This is a genomic window from Methylobacterium sp. WL12 (assembly GCF_008039475.1).
In the GTDB taxonomy this organism is placed as follows: Bacteria; Pseudomonadota; Alphaproteobacteria; order Rhizobiales; family Beijerinckiaceae; genus Methylobacterium; species Methylobacterium cerastii.
In genome coordinates this window covers 45,622-65,065 of record NZ_VRUW01000021.1, presented here as the reverse complement: position 1 = coordinate 65,065, position 19,444 = coordinate 45,622, and the positions used below count along the sequence as shown (strand labels likewise).

Genomic DNA, 19,444 nt, shown 5'->3' with positions numbered 1-19,444 from the left:
CGCCAAGGCCCCCTACGCCGCCCCCCGCACCGACGACCTCCCGGCCAGCCTGAAGGGCCTCAGCCGCGAGCAGTACGGCGCCATCCGCACGAAGCCCGCCGCGGCGATCTGGGCCGGCGACGACCTCGGCTTCACCATCGAGCCGCTGCATCGCGGCGCGATCTTCACCGGCCGCGTCGCGCTGTTCCTGGTGGAGGACGGCCAGGTCCGGCCGGTCGCCTACGACCCGGCGCGCTTCGACACCGGCGGGTTCGCGCTGCCGGAGTTCTCGGAGGATCCGGGCTTCTCGGGGTTCCGCCTGCGCGCCCGCTTTCCCGACGGCCCCGACCTGTCGGACTTCGCCGTGTTCCAGGGCGCCTCGTTCTTCCGCCTCGTCGCCAAGGGCCAGGGTTTTGGCATCAACGCGAGGGCGCTGACGCTGCGGCCGGCCGACGCAAGGGGCGAGGAGTTCCCGGTGTTCCGCGCGGTGTTCATCGAGCGCCCGGCCGACGGCGCCCTCGTCCTGCACGCGTTGATCGATTCCGACTCCGCCTCCGGCGCCCTGCGGATGGTGCTCCGCCCCGGCACCGAGGCCTCGACCACCGAGATCGAGACCACGATCTTCGCCCGCAAGGCGATCGACCACCTCGGCCTCGGCGGCATGCAGGCGAGCTACCTGTTCGGCCCCGAGGACCGGCGCCGCGTCGACGACGCCCGCGCCGCCGCCTTCTCGGCCGGCGGCCTGCAGATCCGCAACGGGGCCGGCGAGGCGATCTGGCGCCCGGTCCACAACCCGGACGCGCTGCAGATCTCGTCCTTCGTCGATCAGAACCCGAAGGGGTTCGGCCTGATGCAACGGGCGCGCACCTACGAGGATTTCGAGGACGACGTGCAGCACTGGGAGTGGCGCCCCTCGCTCTGGCTCGAGCCCGCCGACGCCTGGGCCGACGGCGCGGTGACGCTGATCGAGATCCCGAGCGATTCCGAGTTCAACGAGAACGTGCTGGCCTATTGGCGCCCGAAGGACGCCGTCGCCGCCGGCTCGGAGACCACCTTCCGCTACCGCCAGCACTGGTGCTGGCAGGCGCCCGCCGCCGCGCCGCCGGCAAGCGTGACGGGCACCCGCAGCGGGCGCGGGAGCGCGGGCACGCGCCGCCTGTTCCTGGTGGACTTCACCGGCGACGGGCTGTTTGCCGAGGGCGGCCTCGACATCGCCCTGGCGGCGTCTCCCGGCAGCATCGCCCGGCAGCAGTTTTTCAGCTACCCGGAGCGCAGGACCGTTCGCGTCGCCTTCGAGCTCGATCCCGGCAGCGAGCGGGCGAGCGAGCTGCGCCTCGCCCTGGTTCGGGCGGGACGGCCGGTGACCGAGACCTGGCTCTACCGCTGGACGTCGTAGAAGCCCGCGGGGACCCGGGGTCCGCAGGACCGCACCGGGCGCCCCACGCGAGACCCGCAGACGAGAATCGATCGAAGGCCGTGCGCATGGACGACGTTTCCGCCCTCCCCGCGGCCGCACGGCGCGACGCCTCGTCGGACCGCCCCTCCGGGACGGCCTTCGCGGACGCCCTGCCCCCGGAATCGCCCCTCCCGATGCCGGTGCAGAGCCTGGCTGCCTGGGATCCGGCGCTCGCGCACCGGCCGTCGCGCCACCATGCGCGGCCCCACGCCGCGCGCCTCCTCGTCTTCGGCGGCGCGATTTTGCTGACCGGCTACGGCGGCTGGCAGATGTACGAGACGGTGTCGGTCTCAGGGTCGCCCACCGCCCTGCAGTACGTGCTCGTGGCCTTGTTCCTGCTGACCTTCTCGTGGATCGCGCTCGCCTTCACCAGCGCGATCCTGGGCTTCGCCGTGCTGCTGCGCCGCCCGCGCCTGCCGCCGGTGCCGGCGGGCCTCGCCACCCGCACCGCGATCCTGATGCCGGTCTACAACGAGGGCACCGCCCGCACCTTCGCCGCGATCGAGGCGATGCGGGAGGCCGTCGACGCGACCGGCCTCGGGCCCGCCTTCGACTGGTTCGTGCTCTCGGATTCGACGCAAGCCGACGCCTGGATCGCGGAGGAGCGCGCCTTCCTAGCGCTGCGGGACGCGCTCGGCCCCGACGCCCGCCTGTACTACCGCCACCGCCGGAAGAACCACCACCGCAAGGCCGGCAACATCGGCGACTTCGTCACCCGCTGGGGCGGCGCCTACGACCACATGCTGGTGCTCGACGCCGACAGCCTGATGACCGGCGACAGCGTCGTGCGGCTCGCCGGCGCGATGGAGGCCGACCCGGATGCCGGCATCGTCCAGACGCTGCCGCTCATCATCAACCGCAACACGCTGTTCGCCCGGGTGACCCAGTTCGCCGCCCGCATCTACGGGCCGGTGATCGCCACCGGCCTCGGCCACTGGTCGGGCCGCGACGGCAACTATTGGGGCCACAACGCGATCATCCGCACGAAGGCCTTCGCCGCCGCCTGCGGCCTGCCGGACCTCCCCGGGAAACCGCCCTTCGGCGGCCACGTGCTCAGCCACGACTTCGTGGAGGCCGCCCTGATCCGCCGCGCCGGCTGGGCGGTGTACATGCTGCCGACGCTGCCGGGCTCCTACGAGGAGAGCCCGCCCTCGCTGATCGACGTGGCGGTGCGCGACCGGCGCTGGGCGCAGGGCAACCTCCAGCATGCGCGGATCATCGGGGCGGCGGGGCTGAAGCCGGCCTCGCGCCAGCACTTCGCCACCGGCATCGCCGGCTACGCCGCCTCGCCGTTCTGGCTGTGCCAGCTCGTGGTCGGCATCGCGCTGGTGCTGCAGACGGCCTACGTGAAGCCCGAATACTTCACCACCGAGTTCGGCCTCTACCCGGTCTTCCCGCGCTTCGATCCGGTGCGCGCGTTGCAGCTCTTCGGGCTGACCATGGGCATCCTGCTGGCGCCGAAGTTCCTCGGCCTCCTCCTGGCGCTGATCGACGGCCCGGTGCGCCGGACCTGCGGCGGCGCCGGACGGCTGGTCGCGTCCTGCCTCATCGAGATCCTGCTGTCCGCGCTGATCGCGCCGATCGCGATGGTGATCCAGTCGGGCTCGGTGTTCAGCATCCTCGCCGGGCGCGACACCGGCTGGAACCCGCAGCGCCGCGACGACGGCTCGATCCCGTTCGCCGACATCGTCCGCCGCCACCGCTGGCATACGGCGTTGGGCCTGGTCTCAGGCGTCGCGGCCTTCGCCATCGCCACGTCGCTGTTCCTCTGGATGGCGCCGACGATCCTCGGCCTCGTCCTCGCGATCCCGATCTCCTGGGCGAGCGGGCAGCTGGCGCTCGGCCTCGCCCTCAAGCGTCGCGGCCTGCTGATGACGCCGGAGGAGCGCGCCCCGCCCCCGATCGCCATCCGCGCCGGCGCGCTGGCCGCCCGCAACCAGGCCCGCGGCCTCGACGAGGCCGACGCCCTCGCAGCGCTCCACGCCGACCCGGGCCTCGCCGAGGCCCACACCCGCATGCTGCCGAGCGCCGAGCCGCGCCCCCGCGGTAGTGTCGACGTCGACCACACGCTGGCCCAGGCCAAGGTCGTGGAGGCCGAGACCCTCGACGAGGCCCGCACCTGGCTCGGCCCCAAGGAGCGCATGGCCCTCCTCCACGACCGCGCCCTCCTCGACCGCCTCGCGCGCTTGGCCCCCTGACCCGATTTTTCGAGATGTCCGCCGGCCGCAAATTCCGCTACAACCCCTCCCGCCGGAAGGGTGGCCGAGTGGTTTAAGGCAGCGGTCTTGAAAACCGCCGTGGGGGCAACTCCACCGTGGGTTCGAATCCCACCCCTTCCGCCACTCCAAAGGTCGCCCGCGTGATCTTTTGGTGGCGAAAGGCGATCGCCCTATCGCCATGCCGTGATTTCTTTCCGGCAGATCGATCCCTTGGTTCAAGGACGAACGCCGACGACCCTGCGCCGGGAACGAGTCCTCGCGGCGGGCGCTATACTCGCTTGTCCCTCACCTCGGACGCTCCCGCCTTGGACAAGTTCGCCTACTACCTCGTCACGTTGCTCGAATCCGCGCTGGGCGTCTTCGGCGTGCGGTCCTTCTACGATCAGCCGCGCTACGCCGTCGTCGAGCGGCTCGAGCGCGGCGTCGAGATCCGCTCGTACGAGGCGCGGGTCGCCGTCGAGACCGATGCACGTGGCCAGGGGGATGGCGAGGCGTTCGGGCGGCTGTTCCGCTACATCACCGGTGCGAACCGGCACGGCGGGCGCATCGCCATGACGGCGCCGGTGGAGACGGCGGGACGTCGGATCGCGATGACGGTGCCCGTCGAGCAGGGTCCCGCCGGGACGATGCGGTTCTTCCTGCCTCACGACGTCGCGCGCGCCAGCGCTCCGGAACCCACCGAGGCTGGCGTCCGGCTGGTTCGCCTTCCGCCCGAGCGGATCGCGGCGCTGCAGTTTTCGGGCACCATCACGCCGCAGGCGCGGTCGGTGCAGGAGCGCATCCTCGCGGACGTGCTGGCGAAGGCGGGCCGCCGGACCGAGGACGCCCCGCTCCTCATGGGCTACGACCCGCCCTTCGCGATCCCGTTCCTGCGCCGGAACGAGGTGGCCGTGCGGCTGCCGGCCAATTGAGACTGGCGCCGCCGGGATCGACCGGCGGCGCCAGACGAGACTTTTGTTCCGCGCCGAGCTTGGCGCGGCCATCAAGGCCGTTGAGTCGGTTCACGTGAGCTGCGCCCGGCGGACCCTCGACAGGCCTCTCGGGCGAGCCCCGTCCCACCGGATGGCGGGACGGGGGCGCGGGCTGCAGCGCCCTGGTCGATCAGGCGGCCATCGGCCCCTGGCGCCGGTGGCCCTTCACGTCGTAGCGGTCGAGCATCATCACCTTGTCCCAGACCCGGACGAAGTCGGCCACGAAGCGCCGCTGGCCGTCGCTGCCGGCGTAGGCGTCGGCGATGTTGCGCAGCTGCGCGTTCGACCCGAAGACGAGGTCGTTGCGCGTGGCCTCGTACTTGGCCTGCCCGCTCTCGCGGTCTTTCAAGGCGAAGGACGTGCCTGCCGCGCCGGCCTTCTCCCAGACTAGGTTGGTGTCGGTCAGGGTCCGGAAGAAGTCCGTCGTCAGCACGCCGACCCGGTCGGTGAAGACGCCCAGGGTCGAGCCGTCGTGGTTGGCGTTCAGCGCTCGCAGGCCGCCGGTCAGGACCACCCATTCCGGCGCGGTCAGCGTCAGCAGGTTGGCCTTGTCGAGGAACATCTCCTCCGGCGAAAGGCGGGGCGCCATCGCCGCGAACCCGTCGTCGACGTAGTTGCGGAAGCCGTCCGCGACCGGCTTCAGCCAGGTGAACATCTCCACGTCGGTGAGCGCCTGCGTGGTGTCGACGCGGCCCGGCGTGAACGGCACGCGCGCCTCGACCCCGGCGTCCCGGGCCGCCTTCTCCACGGCGACGCAGCCTGCGAGCACGATCAGGTCGGCGAGCGAGACCTGCTTGCCGTCGCCGCGGCCACCGTTGAACCCGGACATCACCCCGCGGAGCGCCTCGACCACGGGTACGGCCCGGCGGTTGACGGCCCAGTCCTTCTGCGGCGCGAGGGCGAGGCGGGCGCCGTTGGCGCCGCCGCGCTTGTCGCTGTCGCGGTAGGTCGAGGCCGCCGAGAAGGCGGTGAAGGCGAGGTCCGAGACCGAAAGACCCGTGGCCAGGATCGCCTGCTTGAGGTCGGCGATCTCGGCCTCCCCCACCGGGGCGTAGGCGGCATCGGGGATCGGATCCTGCCAGAGCAGGCCGTCCTCGATCGTCGCTTCCGGGCCGAGGTAGCGGTGCTTGGGGCCCATGTCGCGGTGGGTCAGCTTGTACCACGCCTTGGAGAAGGCCTGGGTGAAGGCGTCGAAGTCGCCGAGGAACTTCTCGCAGACCTTGCGGTACTCTGGATCGACCTTGAGGGCGATGTCGGAGGTCATCATCATCAAGGGATGCGACTGGCCCGCGACGTGGGCGTCGGGGGTCCGCGGCGCGTTCGGGTCCTTCGGCGTCCATTGCAGGGCGCCGGCCGGGCTCTTGGTCTGCTCCCAGTCGAACTTGAAGAGGTTCACCAGGTAGGCGTTGTCCCACTTCGTCGGGTCGGGGGTCCAGCTCCCCTCGATGCCGTTGGTCATCGTGTCCTTGCCGGCGCCCTTCGGGTTGTGCCAGCCGAGGCCCATCGCCTCCATCGGCGCCATCTCCGGCGGCGGCCCGATCTCCTTGGCCGGGACCATGCCGTGGCTCTTGCCGAAGGCGTGGCCGCCGGCGATCAGCGCCACGGTCTCCTCGTCGTTCATCGCCATGCGGGTGAAGGTCACCCGGATGTCGTTGGCCGAGCCCTGCGGGTCGCCGTTGGCGTAGGGGCCTTCCGGGTTCACGTAGATCAGCGCCTGGTGCGAGGCGGCGAGCGGGTTCTCCAGGTCGTACTCGGCGTCGCCGTTCTTCCCGCGCCAGCGCTTGTCGCGGTTGACCATCTCGTCGAAGCTCGAGACCGAGCCCATCTCGACGACCTCGGGACCCCAGTAGGTCGCGTCGTCCGCCTCCCAGGCGTCGAGGCGCCCGCCGGCGAAGCCGTAGGTCGGCAGGCCCATGATCTCCAGGGCGCAATTGCCGGTGAGCACCATCAGGTCGGCCCAGGAAAGGGCGTTGCCGTACTTGTGCTTGATCGGCTGCAGCAGGCGGCGCGACTTGTCGGTGTTGCCGTTGTCCCACCAGCTCGAGATCGGCGCGAAGCGCTGCATCCCGGTGCCGGCGCCGCCGCGCCCGTCCGCGATGCGGTAGGTGCCGGCCGAGTGCCAGGCCATGCGGATCATCTGCGGGCCGTAATTGCCGTAATCGGACGGCCACCACGACACCGACGAGGTCAGGAACTGCTTGATGTCGCCTTTCAGCGCGTCGAGGTCGATCGCCTGGAAGGCGGCCGCGTAGTCGAAGTCGGGGCCGAGCGGGTCGGCCGCGAGCCCGTTCTGATGCAGCAGCTCGACCCGTAGCCGGTGCGGATACCAGTTCTCCAGGGCAGGACGGCTGCCGAAGGCCCCGCCGATGCGGTCGCCTCCGAACGGGCACTGGCCCGCCATCGGGTAGGAGTCGGTGTTGGTCTTGTCGATCGTCGTCGTGCTCATCAACATCCCCCTTGGCGCAGGGCCGGCGGCGCCAGGCGTGCCGCTCTTCGCGACATGCCACGCTTCTACGATCCTGCATCGCGAGCGACATCAGGCGCCCGCGTCAAAAATCAAGGTGCCGCCGCCTGCGCGCGCGCGACGGCCGCGGATGCGCCTAGGAACGAAGCGCCTCACGTTTGCGCGAGCCGATCGTGGGCAATTCAAACGCCCGCCGGGGTTCGGCCGATCACGGCGCGCAGCGGATCGCCGCCCGCGCCGTCCGGGACGACGACCTGCATGGCGATCTCCGGGAAACCGGCATGGCGCAGATAGAGTGCGATGAGCCGCGCCTGGTCGTCCCCACGCACCGCCTGCCAGATCGCCACCGCCTTGGTCGGGAAGCAGCGGTTGGAGAAGGTGACGATGACGGGCGCCCCCGGCACGAGCACCCGGGCGACCTCGCGCAGGACGGCGACGGGATCCTGCAGGTACTGAACGCCGACGCAGATCAGGACCGCGTCGACGCTCGCGGTCGCGATCGGCAGGGACGGGTCGCCGTTGAGGTCCTGAACGAAGGACGTTGTCAGGCGGGGGTTGGCCGCGAGTTCGCGGGCGTTGAGGCCGTGGCCGATCACGGCCGCGAAAGGCACCTCCGGGGGCAGGTGGCTGACCCAGCTCGACATCAGGTCGAGGATGTGCCCGCCCGGCGGCAGCAGGTCGCGGTAGAGGTCGGTGACGGCCTGGATCGCCCCGTCGTCGATATGCGTCACGAAGCGGGGCTGGGCGTAGAACAGGGCGTCCGGCGCCGGGTCCTGCTTGGCGAAGGCTTCGGGCGGTAGCTCGGGCAGGCTGGTCACGCGCGGTTCCCTCGTCGTTGGTCTCGCTCCCCAACGCGCGAGGCGACGGCGACGGGGCCGCGACCGAATCGACGGCATCCGATCCCTGCGCAGGGCCGGTGTGCCGGGGCGTCAGGCTCCCTGAGCGACGGCGTCGGCCGGCGGCCGGAACGGCAGCACGAGCACGTTGCGCCCGCGCAGGTCGTGGACGCTGACCTGCCATCCGCGCCAGTCGGTGCCGTCGTCGAGCGTCACCATCAAGGCCTCGGCGACGCCGCGGGCCCTGTCGGCCAGCCGCCCGGGAACGCGGATCTCCTTGCCCACCGCGTCGAAGACGCATTCGAGGCCGTTGGTGCAATGGAAACGGTAGCGTGCCATGGCGGTGCGACCCCCTCGTGACGACGTCAGACATCGTTCACTCTATGTTCCAATTTCGAGAAGGCAAACGCGGGGCGGTGGATAAGGTGGCACGGGGCGTGAACAAATCGGTCGCGGCCACGCCCGAGGCGCCGCCTCGGCTCGACGACGGGCGCTCCGCGGCCGGCTCGGCCGACCCCTCGGCCTACGGGCGGCGGCTCGTCCCGCGCCCGCACCAGGTCGAGGCCGCCGAGGCGATGCTGGCGGCGCGCGCAGCCGGCCGGCCCGGCTTCCTGCTCGGCGACGCCACCGGGCTCGGCAAGACGTTGTCGGTCTGGACGGCCCTGGCCGCGATGCCCGAACGCGACGTGCTGATCGTCTGCCCGAAGGGCGCCATGCCGCAATGGCGCCGCACCCTGGCGCTGTCCGGGTTGCCGGAGAAGGCGGTGACGCTCGTCAACTACGAGCGCACCAAGGGGCTGATGGCGCCGCCGGCCGCGGGCACGCGGCGGTCCGCCCGCGCCAAGAACAACGCGCTGGCCAAGCACGGCAGCCTGCGCCGGACCTGGCCCCTGGTCGTGTTCGACGAGAGCCATCGCCTGCGCAACCCATACAGCCAGCAGAGCCTCGTCTGCCGGCACCTCGCGGATGCGGCCGCGTTCACGAGCTACGTCAGCGCCACCGCCGGCCAGGCGCCGCACGAGCTGTCCTATCTCGGGCGGCTGCTCGGCGAGGCCGCCGACGCGCCGACGGAGACGCTCGCCGAGTTCAGGGTTCTGATGCAGCGCCTCGGGATCGGCCGGGCCAAGGGGCGATGGGTGAATTGGTCCTGGACCAGCAACGCGCAGGACTGCGCCGTGATGGCCGACCTGCTCTACACCGGCCCCCGCGCCATCGGCCTGCGGCGTCGGCCGGGCGACATCGCCGGCTGGCCGGAGGTGGAGCGCGCGCTCGCTCCGACCGAGCTGACCGCCAACGCGCGCCGCCTCTACGCCGCGACGTGGCGCGAGTTCCGTCGCGAGTTCGGCCTCCTGGGCGGAAGCACCCGGCGTCCGACCGGGTGGGCCGCGGACCTGCGCTTCCGGCAGAAGGCGAGCCTGCTGCGCGTGGACGGGACGGCCGACTTCGTCGAGCTCCTTCTCGGGGCCGGCGAGCAGGTCGCGATCTCCGTCGCCTTCCTGGAGACGGGGGCGGCGCTGCGGGCGAGCCTGGAGACGCGGGGCTGGTCGGTCGGCAGCATCGACGGCCGGCAGGACGCCGAGGCGAACGAGGCGACGCGGCGGGCCTTCCAGACGGGGGCGCTCGACGCAGCCGTGTTCACGGTCACCGAGTCGATCTCGCTCCATCGCAACGAGCTGCCGGGCGGCGAGCGCACCCGTGCCCTGGTGATCCACGACATGCGCCACAGCGCGATCCAGCTGGCCCAGATCGAAGGCCGCTGCCACCGGGACGGGCAGGCCGCGATCATCCACTACGCCTACGCCGAGGGCACGGTGGAGGAGGCGATCACCCACACCGTGATCCAGCGGATGGCGACGATGGGCGCGATGGCCGGCGAGGACACCGACCTGCTCGAGGCGATCATGGCCCGCCTGCTCGAGGACGATCCCGGCGAACCCGGCTGATGGCGATCAGCCGGAGGTTGGCTCAGTCCTCCCAGGACCGCAGCCCGCACACCCAAACCGTCACCACGACGGGGCCGGCGATGAGCAGCGACAGGGTGAGTTGGTCCGTCGGGTCGCTGGTGAAGGCGCGGGCCACCGCGGGCCCGATCAGCGCGCAGCCGGCGCCGGCCAGGATCGCGACCGTTCGTGGGGTCATCACGTCACCTCGCAAGCGATCGGCACCTGTCGTCCACGCCCGCCCAGAAACGGGGGAGAAGCTGGGTACGAGGGGCGCGGACGGTCGATCCTCGGACCGACCCTTGCGTAAGCGTCGAAGGCGCGATTCGTTCGCGCCGGCGCGCAGATGCCGCGGCTCCCCGACCGGCCAGGGCACCGGACCGATCGCCGGGACGCCCTGCCGTCGGCAGCGCCCGCGCTACGCCGGAAGGACGACGACCTTGGTCTTCACCGGCGTCCGCGCATAGAGGTGGATCATGTCCTGGCTGAGCAGGCCGACGCAGCCGCTGGTGATGCCGCTGCCGATCGTGTCGGGCTCGCTCGAGGCGTAGATTGTGTAGAGCGTGTAGGCGCCGTTCTGGTAGAGGTGCAGGGTGCGGGCGCCGAGGGGGTTGTCGAGACCGCCCGGCATGCCGCGGGCGTACTTGGCCGCCTCCGGCTGGCGGCGGATCATCTCCTTGGGCGGCGTCCAGGTCGCCCACTCGGACTTGCGCCCGACATAGGCGTCGCCGTGCCACAGAAAGCCGTCGCGTCCGACGTTGGCGCCGTAGCGGGTGGCGTTTCCGTCGCCCTCGATCCGGTAGACGTAGAAGTTGGCGGGGTCGACGACGATCGTGCCGGCGGCCTCCTTGGTCTCGTAGCGGACCGTGCGGCGGTAGTACTTCGGATCGAGCTTGCTGATGTCGGCTGCCGGGATCGGAAACTTCTCGTCCGGCATCGGCCCGTAGGTCCGCGTCGCCTCGGCGAGCAGGATGCCGTCCGTCGTCGCGCAGCTGCCGAGGCCGATGGCGCCGAGGCCGACCGCCGAGCCGGCCAGGAACGACCTGCGGCTCAGGATCGCCGGCCGGCCGAGTGCGGTGCGATCGTGTTCGCCGGAATCGGCATGCCCACCGTTGACGATCATGATCCCGAACGTCCCATATCCTGCGGTGCGGTTTCGCGCACGCGCAGGGCTGCGTTGGTCCTGGTGTACCGCCGGACCGGACCGGCGACACCCGACCGTATCGGCAAGCTCGGCTTTTGCGTCGGGAGTGTGGCAAAAGTCCCGCGGCGCCGCGAATGTCCACCGGAGCCGCGCGATCACCGGCACCGCGGGGCGTCCGGGTCCCCCGGGATCAGGGGCGGCCGTGCTGCCGGCCCGCGAGGCGGTCGAGGAGCACGTGCGGCACGGTCAGGGCCGACAGCATCCGGAGCGTCAGGGTCAGCAGGTCGGATGCCGCGTCGGGCGGACCGGACGCGTAGAGCGGCCATAGGCCCGCGCCGATCAGGAGGGTCAGCGCGAAGACCGGCAGCGAGCCGCGGACGGCCCGGCCCATCGTGTCGATGCCGGGTGCCTTCGTGGAATCGCGCACCAGGGCCCGCATGTGCCGGGGGCCATGCAGGCCGACGAAGTACAGGGTGAAGGCGGTGAGCGGCGGCAGCAGCCAGAAGGCGGTCGCGAGGACGACGAACTCGGCCCGCAAAGCCGGCCGCGCGTGCCGCGTCAGGAGCCAGGCGGCAGCAAGGGCGAGCCAGAGCCAGGACGCGGCCGTCCACCACGCGGGAAGCGACGGAATCGGCACCCGTGCCACCGCCGCGAAGATCTCGGCCGTCTCCTGCGGGCGCAGGAGCGCCGGCAGGGCGATCGGCAGGCCTCCGCGCACGAGGGCCTCGAACGGTCGGCCGGGACCGGCATCTTCCTCGCCGAAATGCAGGACCGACAAGGCCAGGAAGCCGGCGAGCGCCGCAAGCGGCGCGAGCTGCCAGGCGAGGAGGACCAGGGCCGAGAGGCCGAGATAGGGGATGGCGAAGACCCCGAACCACGCCCGGCCGTAGCGGGGACGCAGAAGCGGTGCCGCGATCGCGCCGTCGAGCGCCCCGTGGGGTACGCCGAGGACGATCACGACCGCGAGCGCCGCGAGCCAGGAGGCTTCGCGCGGCAGGAACGCGGAGGCGACGAGCCCGAGCGCGACGAGCGCGGCGGCCAGGTGTGGCAGCCAGGTCGTCGCGGCGCGAAGGCGGCCCGCGGCGTCGGCCGCCGCGAGGGGCGGACGAGACGCGCGGACCGCCATGCGGTTCAAGCCGCCCGGCGCAGCGGCTTGGCGGCGGCCGTTCCCTCGGCCAGGTCGCGATCGACGGCGCGGGTCGTCTCCATCGTCGCCATGATGCCGTAGGCGACCTTGGCGGTCAGATCGAGGATCGCGACCACGGCGAGCGCGACGGCGGGCGAGAGTAGGCCGAGGCCATCCTGGCCGACGAGGAGCACCACCGGGTAGGCGCACCAGACTCCGGTGAAGAACACGGCGTTGCGCAGGAAGGCTTTTCGCACGTCGGCCCGCTCGGCGGCGTTTTCCTCGCGCAGCTGCACGAAGATCCCGTAGAACACGGCCAGGAACGCGCCGCAGGAGATGGCGAACCAGGTCCACTTCACCGCGGCGACCTCGGACAGGCCGAAGGCCAGCGCCGTGACGATCATGATCAGGTCGGAGCCGACGAGGCCCCAGACCACGGCCTGCCGGCGCATGCCGGAATGCATCGCGGTGCGCGCGAGCCCGACGAGCAGGAGCGGCGTGGTGAAGGTCCAGTCGATGTAGCGCGCGACGTAGAATTGCCGCGCGACGTCCGCCGCGTCGGGGCCGGCCGGGAGGGTGATGCTGCCCTGCCCCGTCGCCATGGCGAAGTAGGAGCAGGCGGCGATGATCGGCACGATCCCGTGGATGATCCCGTCGGCTTCCTCGGTGGGCGTCCGCCGCTTCGCCAGGAACAGGATCGCGGCGGCTCCGGCGGCCATGCCGGCGCAGCCCAGCCACAGCCAGAATTGAGGCGTCATCGTCGTCTCGTCGGTCGGGGGATGAAAGCGCGTCCGGGAACGTGGCAGCGCCCGAGCCCAATCCCCCCCCACCTCCGATCGTTGCGCCGGCGCGTTGTCGCGGGCGCGGCGCCATCACGGGCGCGGGACCCTCGCGGGCGGACGGGTGCCGAGGTGGTCGCGCAGGGTGCGGCCCGCGTATTCCGTGCGGACGAGGCCGCGCCGGCGCAGCTCCGGCAGGACCAGCTCGATGAAGTCGTCGAGGCCGCCGGGCAGGGTCGCCGGCATGACGTTGAAGCCGTCGGCCCCGCCGGCGCGGAAGCGCGCCTCCATCTCGTCGGCGATCTGCGTGGGCGTCCCGACGATCTGCGAGTGGCCCCGCGCCCCGGCGATCCGCAGGTAGAGCTGGCGCAGGGTCAGGCCCTCGCGGCGGGCGAGGTCGAACATCAGCTGCTGGCGCGACTTGGCGCCCTCGGCCTCCGGCAGCTCCGGCACCGGGCCGTCGGGATCGAAGCCGGAGAGGTCGAAGCTGCCGACCATCCGCTCGAGCAGGGCGAGGCCCACCACCGGGTCGATCAGGTCCTGCAGCGCCTCGAACTTGGCCCGCGCCTCCGCCTCGCTGCGCCCGACCACCGGGAACAGGCCCGGCATCACCTTGAGGTCGTCGGGGCTGCGGCCGAACCGCGGCAGGCGCGCCTTGAGGTCGCCGGTGAACTCCACCGCTTCCGCGAGCGTCTGGTTGGCGGTGAACACCACCTCTGCGGTGCGGGCCGCCAGATCCTTGCCCGGCCCCGACGAGCCCGCCTGCACCACCACGGGCTGGCCTTGCGGCGTGCGCGAGATGTTGAGCGGTCCGCGCACCTCGAAATGCGTCCCGCGATGGTTCAGTGGGCGGAAGCCGTCGGGCTTCGAGAACTGGCCGCTCGCGCTGTCGATCACGACCGCGTCGTCGTCCCAGGTGTTCCACAGCCCGAGCACCACGTCGACGAATTCCTCGGCCCGGGCGTAGCGATCGCCGTGGCGGGCGATGCCGGCCTCGCCGAAGTTGGCGGCTTCCGCGTCGGTGGTCGAGGTGACGAGGTTCCAGCCGGCCCGGCCGCCGCTGAGGTGGTCGAGGGAGGCGAAGCGCCGGGCGACGTTGTAGGGCTCGTTGAAGCTGGTGGAGGTGGTCGCCACGAGCCCGATCCGGTGGGTGACCGCGGCCAGCGCCGAGAGCAGCGTCACCGGCTCGAAGTGGGTGGAGCGGGCCGTGCGCTCGGACGAGCGCAGGTTGCCGTCGCGGATGCCGGAGCCGTCCTCGAGGAAGACGAGGTCGAACTTGGCCGCCTCGGCCCGCTGCGCCCAGCCGACGTAGCGTTCGAGGTTGAGGCCGCCGTCGGCCTCGCTCGACGGATGGCGCCACCCCGCCACGTGGTGGCCGGTGGCGTAGAAGAACGCACCGAGGCGCATCGTGCCGTGTCTCGCGGTGTCCTGTCCCAAGGTGCCCTACCCCGCCATCCGGTCGTGAAGCTCGCGCGAGCCTGGAGTCCCATCGCCCACCTTGCGAGAACGCACCGGGCGGCGGGCCGTTTCAGCCGAGCCTGCGCACGCACCGGAGAGCCCGGCTCCAGCCTCGCCTTACGGGTGCTTGTGGATCGGGTCGACCCAGTGGACGGCCTCGGGGCGCTCCACCGGCTCGACGTCGGGGATGTTGACCACCACCGCCTCGTTGTCGGAGCGCACCAGCACGCATTGCAGGGTCTCGTCGGGCGAGGCGTTGATCTCCTGGTGCGGCACGAAGGGCGGCACGAAGATGAAGTCGCCGGGGCCGGCTTCCGCGACGTATTCGAGCCGGTCGCCCCAGCGCATCCGGGCGCGCCCCGACAGCACGAAGATCACGCTCTCCAGGGCGCCGTGATGGTGCACCCCGGTCTTGGCGTCGGGCTCGATCGCCACGGTGCCGGCCCAGATCTTCTGCGCGCCGACGCGGGCATGGTCGATCGCCACCTGCCGGAACATGCCCGGCGTCTGCGCGGTGTTGGCGTCGAGCTTGTCGCCGGGGATCACCCGCACGCCGTCGTTCTTCCAGCGCTCGGTGGCGGCGCCCGGCGCCTCGCCTTCGTGCGGATGGCCGTGGGACGTGTCGTCGTGGGGCGTATCTTGGTGAGGCGTGTCTTCGTGAGGCGCATCTTCGTGAGGATCGTGCATCGCAAGGCTCCCGCTCGCCGGCCGTTCGGCGCATCCTAGCCGGTTGCAGGACGCCGGTGCGAGCGGGGCGTCGTCATCGCCGCCGCGTCCTCAGGGCGAGCGCCAGGGCCGCCGGCCAGAACGCGAGGCTGAGGGCGATCACCGGGCCGACGTTTCGCCCCTTCCACAGCGCGATGCCGACCGGAAGGAACAGGACGGGGATCGCGACCGCGAGAAACAGCCAGAACGCGCGGTCGCCCATGACGTCTTCAGGCATGTCGCGACCGGCTTGGCGTTCTTCGAGGAATGGCCTGAAGGTCCGCGCGTCCGACGGTGCCCGTGATCGAGCGGGCACGCCGAACGCTTCGCAATCCGCACCGATCCGCACCCGGCGCCGGCTGGCGGTTCAGCTCCGGCCGTGCTTGCACGCGTTGCGGAATTTCTTGCGCGCCTTGCCGTGCAGGCCCTGCTTGTCGGCTTGCATCGAGCAGTCCTTCGACTTGGCGGTCCGCTCCGCACTCGGGACGGCGGGCTTCCCCGTCGGCGCCGGCGCGGACGCCGCCGAGCCGGGCACCACGCCGGGGCTGGGGGCCGTGCCCTGCGCGTAGGCCGGGACCGCGAGGAGGAGGCTGCCGGCGACGACGGCGGCGGCGCGATTGAACGTCATGACGGGATGCTCCGGTGAGGCGCCAGAAACGGCTGCGCGCTGGCCGGCGTTCCACCCCACACGGATCGTTGATCGCCGGCGCCCCTCGCCCACCGTGGAGTCCGGCGGCACCGGTCATCCTTCCGAAACCTGTCCGGCGCATTCTGGTGAACGCTGCATCGCCAGCCGGCAGATCCGCCCGATCCGCTGCGGCGGCCCTGCTCGCTCCGGCGACGCGGGGCCGCCCCGTTCGGGTTTTGGGACGGTCGCCCAGCGGGTCCGCCGGCCACACGCGCCTCACCCCACCGGAATGTCAGGATCGTCCCGTTGCGGCCCGTCCGCTGCGTTGAGGCGTTCCTCGGCCGGCGTCTCCTCCGCGATGGGTGTGCGCAGCCAGGTCGCGATGCGCTGCAGGGCTTCGAGGGACGGGTCCTCCGGGCGGGGGCTGGCTGCGAGCGCCGCGCGGACGTCGCGCAGAAACGCTTCGGTGTCGTCATCGGACATCGCTGCTCGTCGAAGCTTGCGGAACGCCGGTCGCCGGCTTGGTGCAAGGGCGCGTGCCTGGCTGTCGGCCGGCCTCGCCGCGGGCCACGCCGAACGCGTGCGACCCACTATGGAGGCCGCGCGCGTCGCGCGCGGCCCAACTCGCTCGGTCAGGAGGTCGACCACTCGCGCTTGACCTCCTCGGCCGGGCGGTCGAGGCGCACCATGTCGCCCTCGACGGACTGGACGAAGTCGACGGGGATGTAGTGATGCAGGCCGCCGGCCGCGGCGTCCTTTTTCGTCAGCTTGATCTCGCCCTTGTCGACGTGGTCGACCGTGCCGACGTGGGCTCCGTCCGAACCCACGACGTCTGCGTGTTCCTTGATCTCTGCGACGTCGACCATGCGTTTCACTCCCGATCAGGCCCTCTCAACCGGGCCCGCGGGGCCGATGTTCCGGGAGCGTGAACTCTCGGAGGCCGGCGACCGGCCCGCCGCCCGCGGAACCGCCGCCACCGGGTGAGGTTGCGCTCATCGGGGACCCGACGACCCGTGAGGATCATGTGCGCGACAGCCGACGACCGTCACGCCGTGTCCTGCTGCGATCCGGGGGCTCCGTCGCCGCCGGGGCGATGCTCGGGATGGCGGCCGCGCAGGCCGGGGCGCAGGAGCCGGCCGTGACGGAGTCCGGCCGGCGCGCGAAATCCCTCGACACGGACTACTTCAAGGGCATGTACGCCACGGAAGCCGACCCGTGGAAGTTCGCCACCAGCGCCTACGAGCGCGCCAAGTACCAAGCCACCCTCGAAGCCCTGCCCCGGCCGCACTACGCCTCCGCCCTGGACGTCGGCTGTTCCATCGGCGTGTTCACGCACCAGCTCTGCGGGCGCTGCGACGCCGTGCTCGGGCTCGACGTGGTGCCCTCCGTGCTGGAGGCCGCGCGCGCCCGCTGCGCCGACTGCCCGAACGCGCGCTTCCAGTTCGCCGCCGTCCCCGGCCAATGGCCCGACGGGCGCTTCGACCTGATCGTGATCTCGGAGGTGGCCTACTACCTCGACCGCGCCGACCTCGCGCGCCTGGTCGCCCGGGTGGAGGGCGCGGTGCTGCCCGGCGCCGACATCGTCCTGGTGCACTGGCTCGGGGTCGCCCACTACCCGCTCTCGGGCGACGACGCGGCCGAAGGCTTCATCGCCGGCGCGAAGGGCTTCGCGCAGGTGCTGAAGCAATCGCGCACCGCCGAGTACCGACTCGACGTGCTGCGCGCGAACGAGGCGGCGCCCGCGCGCTGATTGCGTCGTGCCGCCTCATCGCCCCTGCGCCCGGCCCCTGCGCCGGGCATGCCGGTCCGCGACGCGGAACAGTACCAGGCCGACCCCCATCAGGAGCAGGCTCGCCAGCGCCTGGACCGGGCGCGAGGCGACGAGGTGGACCAGCATGAACAGCGTCACGCCGAGGAAGACCAGTGGCGTGACCGGATAGCCCCAGGCGCGAACCGGCCGCGGCAGGTCGGGCCGCGTGACGCGCAGCCGGATCACGCCGAGGACGGCGAGGAACGAGGACAGGATCAGGCCGAACTGGATGAATTCCAACACCGCCTCGAAGCTCCGCGTGAGGAGCAGGAGGCTGGCGATTGCGGCCTGGAGCAGGGTCGCGGCCACCGGCACGCCGGTTCGGGAACGCCGCGCGAAGAACGCCAGCAGCGGCACGTCCTCGCCCATCGCCACGGTGACGCTCGGGCCGATCCACATCATCGCGCTGATCGTCGGAATCAGGCCGAGGCAGATCAGCAGGCCGACGAGCCGGCCGCCCGCCTCGCCGAACACGTGCCGCCCGCTGATCAGGGCGACCTCGATCTGCCCGGCGAGCTCCGCCCTCGGCGTCGTGTAGAGGAACACCGCGTTCAGGGCGACGTAGAGCACGAGCACGACGCCCGTGCCGACGAACAGCGCCCGCGGCAGGCTGCGCGGCGGGTCGGCGAGGTCTCCGACGATGTAGGTCGCCGCGTTCCAGCCGGTGTAGGCGTACATCACGAAGACGAGGCTCACCGCGAAGCTGGCGCTGAAGATCTGCCCCGGGTCGGAGGCGCTCGGCAGGAAGCCGATCGAACCGCCCCCGCCGCCGGCAAAGCCCGCGACGATGAAGAGCACGATCAGCGCGAGCTTCACGAGTGTGAAGCCGACCTGGATCGCGTTGCCGTGGTGCCCTCCCCCGAGGCGCAGCGCCGTGGTCGCGGCGATCGCCGCGAGGCCGAGGGGCAGCGGCGGCGCCCCCGGCAGGATCGCCTGCGCGTATTGCCCGAACGCCATCGCCGCCAGCGCCACCGGCGCGCTGAACCCGACCGTCGCCGAGAGCCAGCCGGCCATGAACCCGAAGGCCGGCCCGTAGGCGCGCGTCAGGAAGTTGTACTCGCCGCTCGAGCGCGGAAACATCGCGGCGAGCTCGGCGTAGCTGAACGCCCCGCACAAAGCCACGACGCCGCCGACGAACCACAGCAGCAGCAGCGTGAACCCGGACGTGATGTCCACGACCTGGAAGCCGAGGCTGGTGAAGACGCCGACCCCGACCATGTCGGCGATCACGATCGCCGTCGCCGCCCGGGTCGTGACCGCCGGCGCCGGCTTCGCGGTGGGCGGATCGCCGGCGTCGGACATGGGCGCGATCATCGCCTCGGCGTCGCCCGCGATCAAGCGACATCATCCCGGCGATCCGGTGTTCCCGTCGGCGATGCCGGAGTCCCCTAGCTTAGGCGAGGATCGCGACGCCGGCGAAAGGCGGCGACCACGCAGCCTTCGCTGCGCGCCTCGCGGCCCCCGGCTTTGCTGGCCGGCCCCATACCGCGGTGGCGACAAATGCCGAAGGCCGAGGGCGCGACGCTCGCCCCTTCCGCCCTGTTCGACGGGCGCGACCGCATCTCCGTATAGTCTCTATCGGTGATCGCCTTCGCCGGCCTCGGCGCGGACGTGGCGCTCAGCCGGCGTCGAACGTCTCGATGTCGAGGGAGAGGCGAGCGCGCAGGACCACTTTCCGGTTCTCGTCGCGGACCACGGCGAGGTAGTCCTGGCGCTCGGGCACGGCCGTGAAGCCGAGGGCGATCTTCGACATGATCCGCACCAGCTTCTCGCGCGCGGCGTCGGCGTCGGGCAGGTCGAAGCCCTCGGTGTCGCGCACGAAATGCGCGCCGTCATGCAGGTCGATGGTGTAGCGCGGCATTGCGTGCGGTGTCCGTGGGATTTTATCCCACAACGATATGGGATTTGCGCGTCCATGGGAACGACCGT

The 19,444-nt window shown here is 71.7% G+C and carries 20 protein-coding genes and 1 tRNA gene; 6 read left to right on the top strand and 15 right to left on the bottom strand.

Annotated features, from left to right (window positions below):
* From FV226_RS10840 to FV226_RS10825, 4 genes are all read left to right on the top strand, one after another.
* Nucleotides 1-1,375 (top strand): glucan biosynthesis protein D (locus FV226_RS10840; protein ID WP_147762904.1); only part of this gene is annotated, 1,375 nt, incomplete at its 5' end.
* An 86-nt stretch (nt 1,376-1,461) separates the two neighbouring features.
* Complete coding sequence (mdoH, locus tag FV226_RS10835) at nt 1,462-3,633, top strand: glucans biosynthesis glucosyltransferase MdoH (protein ID WP_147762903.1); 2,172 nt, start codon at nt 1,462-1,464, stop codon at nt 3,631-3,633.
* 54 nt (nt 3,634-3,687) lie between these two features.
* Nucleotides 3,688-3,777: transfer RNA gene (locus FV226_RS10830), tRNA-Ser, on the top strand.
* A 182-nt stretch (nt 3,778-3,959) separates the two neighbouring features.
* Nucleotides 3,960-4,565 carry a heme-binding protein gene (locus FV226_RS10825; protein ID WP_147762902.1) on the top strand — a complete coding sequence of 202 codons (606 nt, stop codon included), beginning with the start codon at nt 3,960-3,962 and terminating at the stop codon, nt 4,563-4,565.
* Between the two features lie 190 nt (nt 4,566-4,755).
* Here FV226_RS10825 and katG read toward each other — a convergent pair whose 3' ends face one another.
* The 3 genes from katG to FV226_RS10810 all read right to left on the bottom strand — a co-directional run bounded on the left by katG (nt 4,756) and on the right by FV226_RS10810 (nt 8,264).
* A complete protein-coding gene (gene katG / locus FV226_RS10820) occupies nt 4,756-7,071 on the bottom strand; it encodes a catalase/peroxidase HPI (RefSeq protein ID WP_147762901.1) in 2,316 nt (771 codons plus the stop codon).
* A 200-nt stretch (nt 7,072-7,271) separates the two neighbouring features.
* On the bottom strand, nt 7,272-7,907 hold the full coding sequence (locus tag FV226_RS10815) for a methyltransferase domain-containing protein (protein ID WP_246691550.1): 636 nt from the start codon (nt 7,905-7,907) through the stop codon (nt 7,272-7,274).
* A 111-nt stretch (nt 7,908-8,018) separates the two neighbouring features.
* The gene (locus FV226_RS10810; RefSeq protein ID WP_147762899.1) at nt 8,019-8,264 is read right to left on the bottom strand and encodes a hypothetical protein; all 246 of its coding nucleotides are present in this window, start codon (nt 8,262-8,264) and stop codon (nt 8,019-8,021) included.
* A 98-nt stretch (nt 8,265-8,362) separates the two neighbouring features.
* On the opposite strand from FV226_RS10810, the gene FV226_RS10805 reads away from it, so the two are divergent.
* Nucleotides 8,363-9,868 carry an SNF2-related protein gene (locus FV226_RS10805; RefSeq protein WP_246691549.1) on the top strand — a complete coding sequence of 502 codons (1,506 nt, stop codon included), beginning with the start codon at nt 8,363-8,365 and terminating at the stop codon, nt 9,866-9,868.
* Nucleotides 9,869-9,890: 22 nt separating this feature from the next.
* Here the strand turns inward: FV226_RS10805 and FV226_RS27935 are convergent, their stop codons facing one another.
* The 10 genes from FV226_RS27935 to FV226_RS10760 all read right to left on the bottom strand — a co-directional run bounded on the left by FV226_RS27935 (nt 9,891) and on the right by FV226_RS10760 (nt 16,571).
* Nucleotides 9,891-10,064: a hypothetical protein gene (locus FV226_RS27935; RefSeq protein WP_187273636.1), complete on the bottom strand. Its 174-nt coding sequence runs from the start codon at nt 10,062-10,064 to the stop codon at nt 9,891-9,893.
* A 219-nt stretch (nt 10,065-10,283) separates the two neighbouring features.
* Entirely contained in the window at nt 10,284-10,988 is a 705-nt protein-coding gene (locus tag FV226_RS10800; RefSeq protein ID WP_147762898.1) for a L,D-transpeptidase, read from the bottom strand.
* 211 nt (nt 10,989-11,199) lie between these two features.
* Nucleotides 11,200-12,135: a Brp/Blh family beta-carotene 15,15'-dioxygenase gene (locus FV226_RS10795; RefSeq protein ID WP_147762897.1), complete on the bottom strand. Its 936-nt coding sequence runs from the start codon at nt 12,133-12,135 to the stop codon at nt 11,200-11,202.
* A 5-nt stretch (nt 12,136-12,140) separates the two neighbouring features.
* Nucleotides 12,141-12,893 (bottom strand): bacteriorhodopsin, encoded by a 753-nt coding sequence (locus tag FV226_RS10790; RefSeq protein WP_147762896.1) that lies wholly within the window; start codon nt 12,891-12,893, stop codon nt 12,141-12,143.
* A 114-nt stretch (nt 12,894-13,007) separates the two neighbouring features.
* A complete protein-coding gene (locus tag FV226_RS10785; RefSeq protein ID WP_147762895.1) occupies nt 13,008-14,321 on the bottom strand; it encodes an LLM class flavin-dependent oxidoreductase in 1,314 nt (437 codons plus the stop codon).
* 168 nt (nt 14,322-14,489) lie between these two features.
* Entirely contained in the window at nt 14,490-15,059 is a 570-nt protein-coding gene (locus FV226_RS10780) for a cupin domain-containing protein (RefSeq protein ID WP_147762894.1), read from the bottom strand.
* A gap of 73 nt (nt 15,060-15,132) precedes the next feature.
* The gene (locus FV226_RS10775) at nt 15,133-15,315 is read right to left on the bottom strand and encodes a hypothetical protein (RefSeq protein ID WP_147752366.1); all 183 of its coding nucleotides are present in this window, start codon (nt 15,313-15,315) and stop codon (nt 15,133-15,135) included.
* A 129-nt stretch (nt 15,316-15,444) separates the two neighbouring features.
* Nucleotides 15,445-15,705 carry a phosphate starvation-inducible protein PsiF gene (locus FV226_RS10770; protein WP_147762893.1) on the bottom strand — a complete coding sequence of 87 codons (261 nt, stop codon included), beginning with the start codon at nt 15,703-15,705 and terminating at the stop codon, nt 15,445-15,447.
* Nucleotides 15,706-15,981: 276 nt separating this feature from the next.
* On the bottom strand, nt 15,982-16,188 hold the full coding sequence (locus FV226_RS10765) for a hypothetical protein (RefSeq protein WP_147762892.1): 207 nt from the start codon (nt 16,186-16,188) through the stop codon (nt 15,982-15,984).
* Nucleotides 16,189-16,337: 149 nt separating this feature from the next.
* Nucleotides 16,338-16,571, bottom strand: coding sequence for a DUF2171 domain-containing protein (locus tag FV226_RS10760; RefSeq protein ID WP_147762891.1), 234 nt, complete (start codon nt 16,569-16,571; stop codon nt 16,338-16,340).
* A gap of 236 nt (nt 16,572-16,807) precedes the next feature.
* Here FV226_RS10760 and FV226_RS10755 point away from each other — a divergent pair, with 236 nt between their 5' ends.
* Nucleotides 16,808-17,455, top strand: coding sequence for an SAM-dependent methyltransferase (locus tag FV226_RS10755; RefSeq protein ID WP_147762890.1), 648 nt, complete (start codon nt 16,808-16,810; stop codon nt 17,453-17,455).
* 15 nt (nt 17,456-17,470) lie between these two features.
* Here the strand turns inward: FV226_RS10755 and FV226_RS10750 are convergent, their stop codons facing one another.
* Together FV226_RS10750 and FV226_RS10745 are read right to left on the bottom strand one after the other, a co-directional pair.
* Nucleotides 17,471-18,817, bottom strand: coding sequence for an amino acid permease (locus FV226_RS10750; protein ID WP_147762910.1), 1,347 nt, complete (start codon nt 18,815-18,817; stop codon nt 17,471-17,473).
* Nucleotides 18,818-19,133: 316 nt separating this feature from the next.
* Nucleotides 19,134-19,376 (bottom strand): hypothetical protein, encoded by a 243-nt coding sequence (locus tag FV226_RS10745; protein WP_147752371.1) that lies wholly within the window; start codon nt 19,374-19,376, stop codon nt 19,134-19,136.
* Nucleotides 19,377-19,444 lie beyond the last annotated feature (68 nt).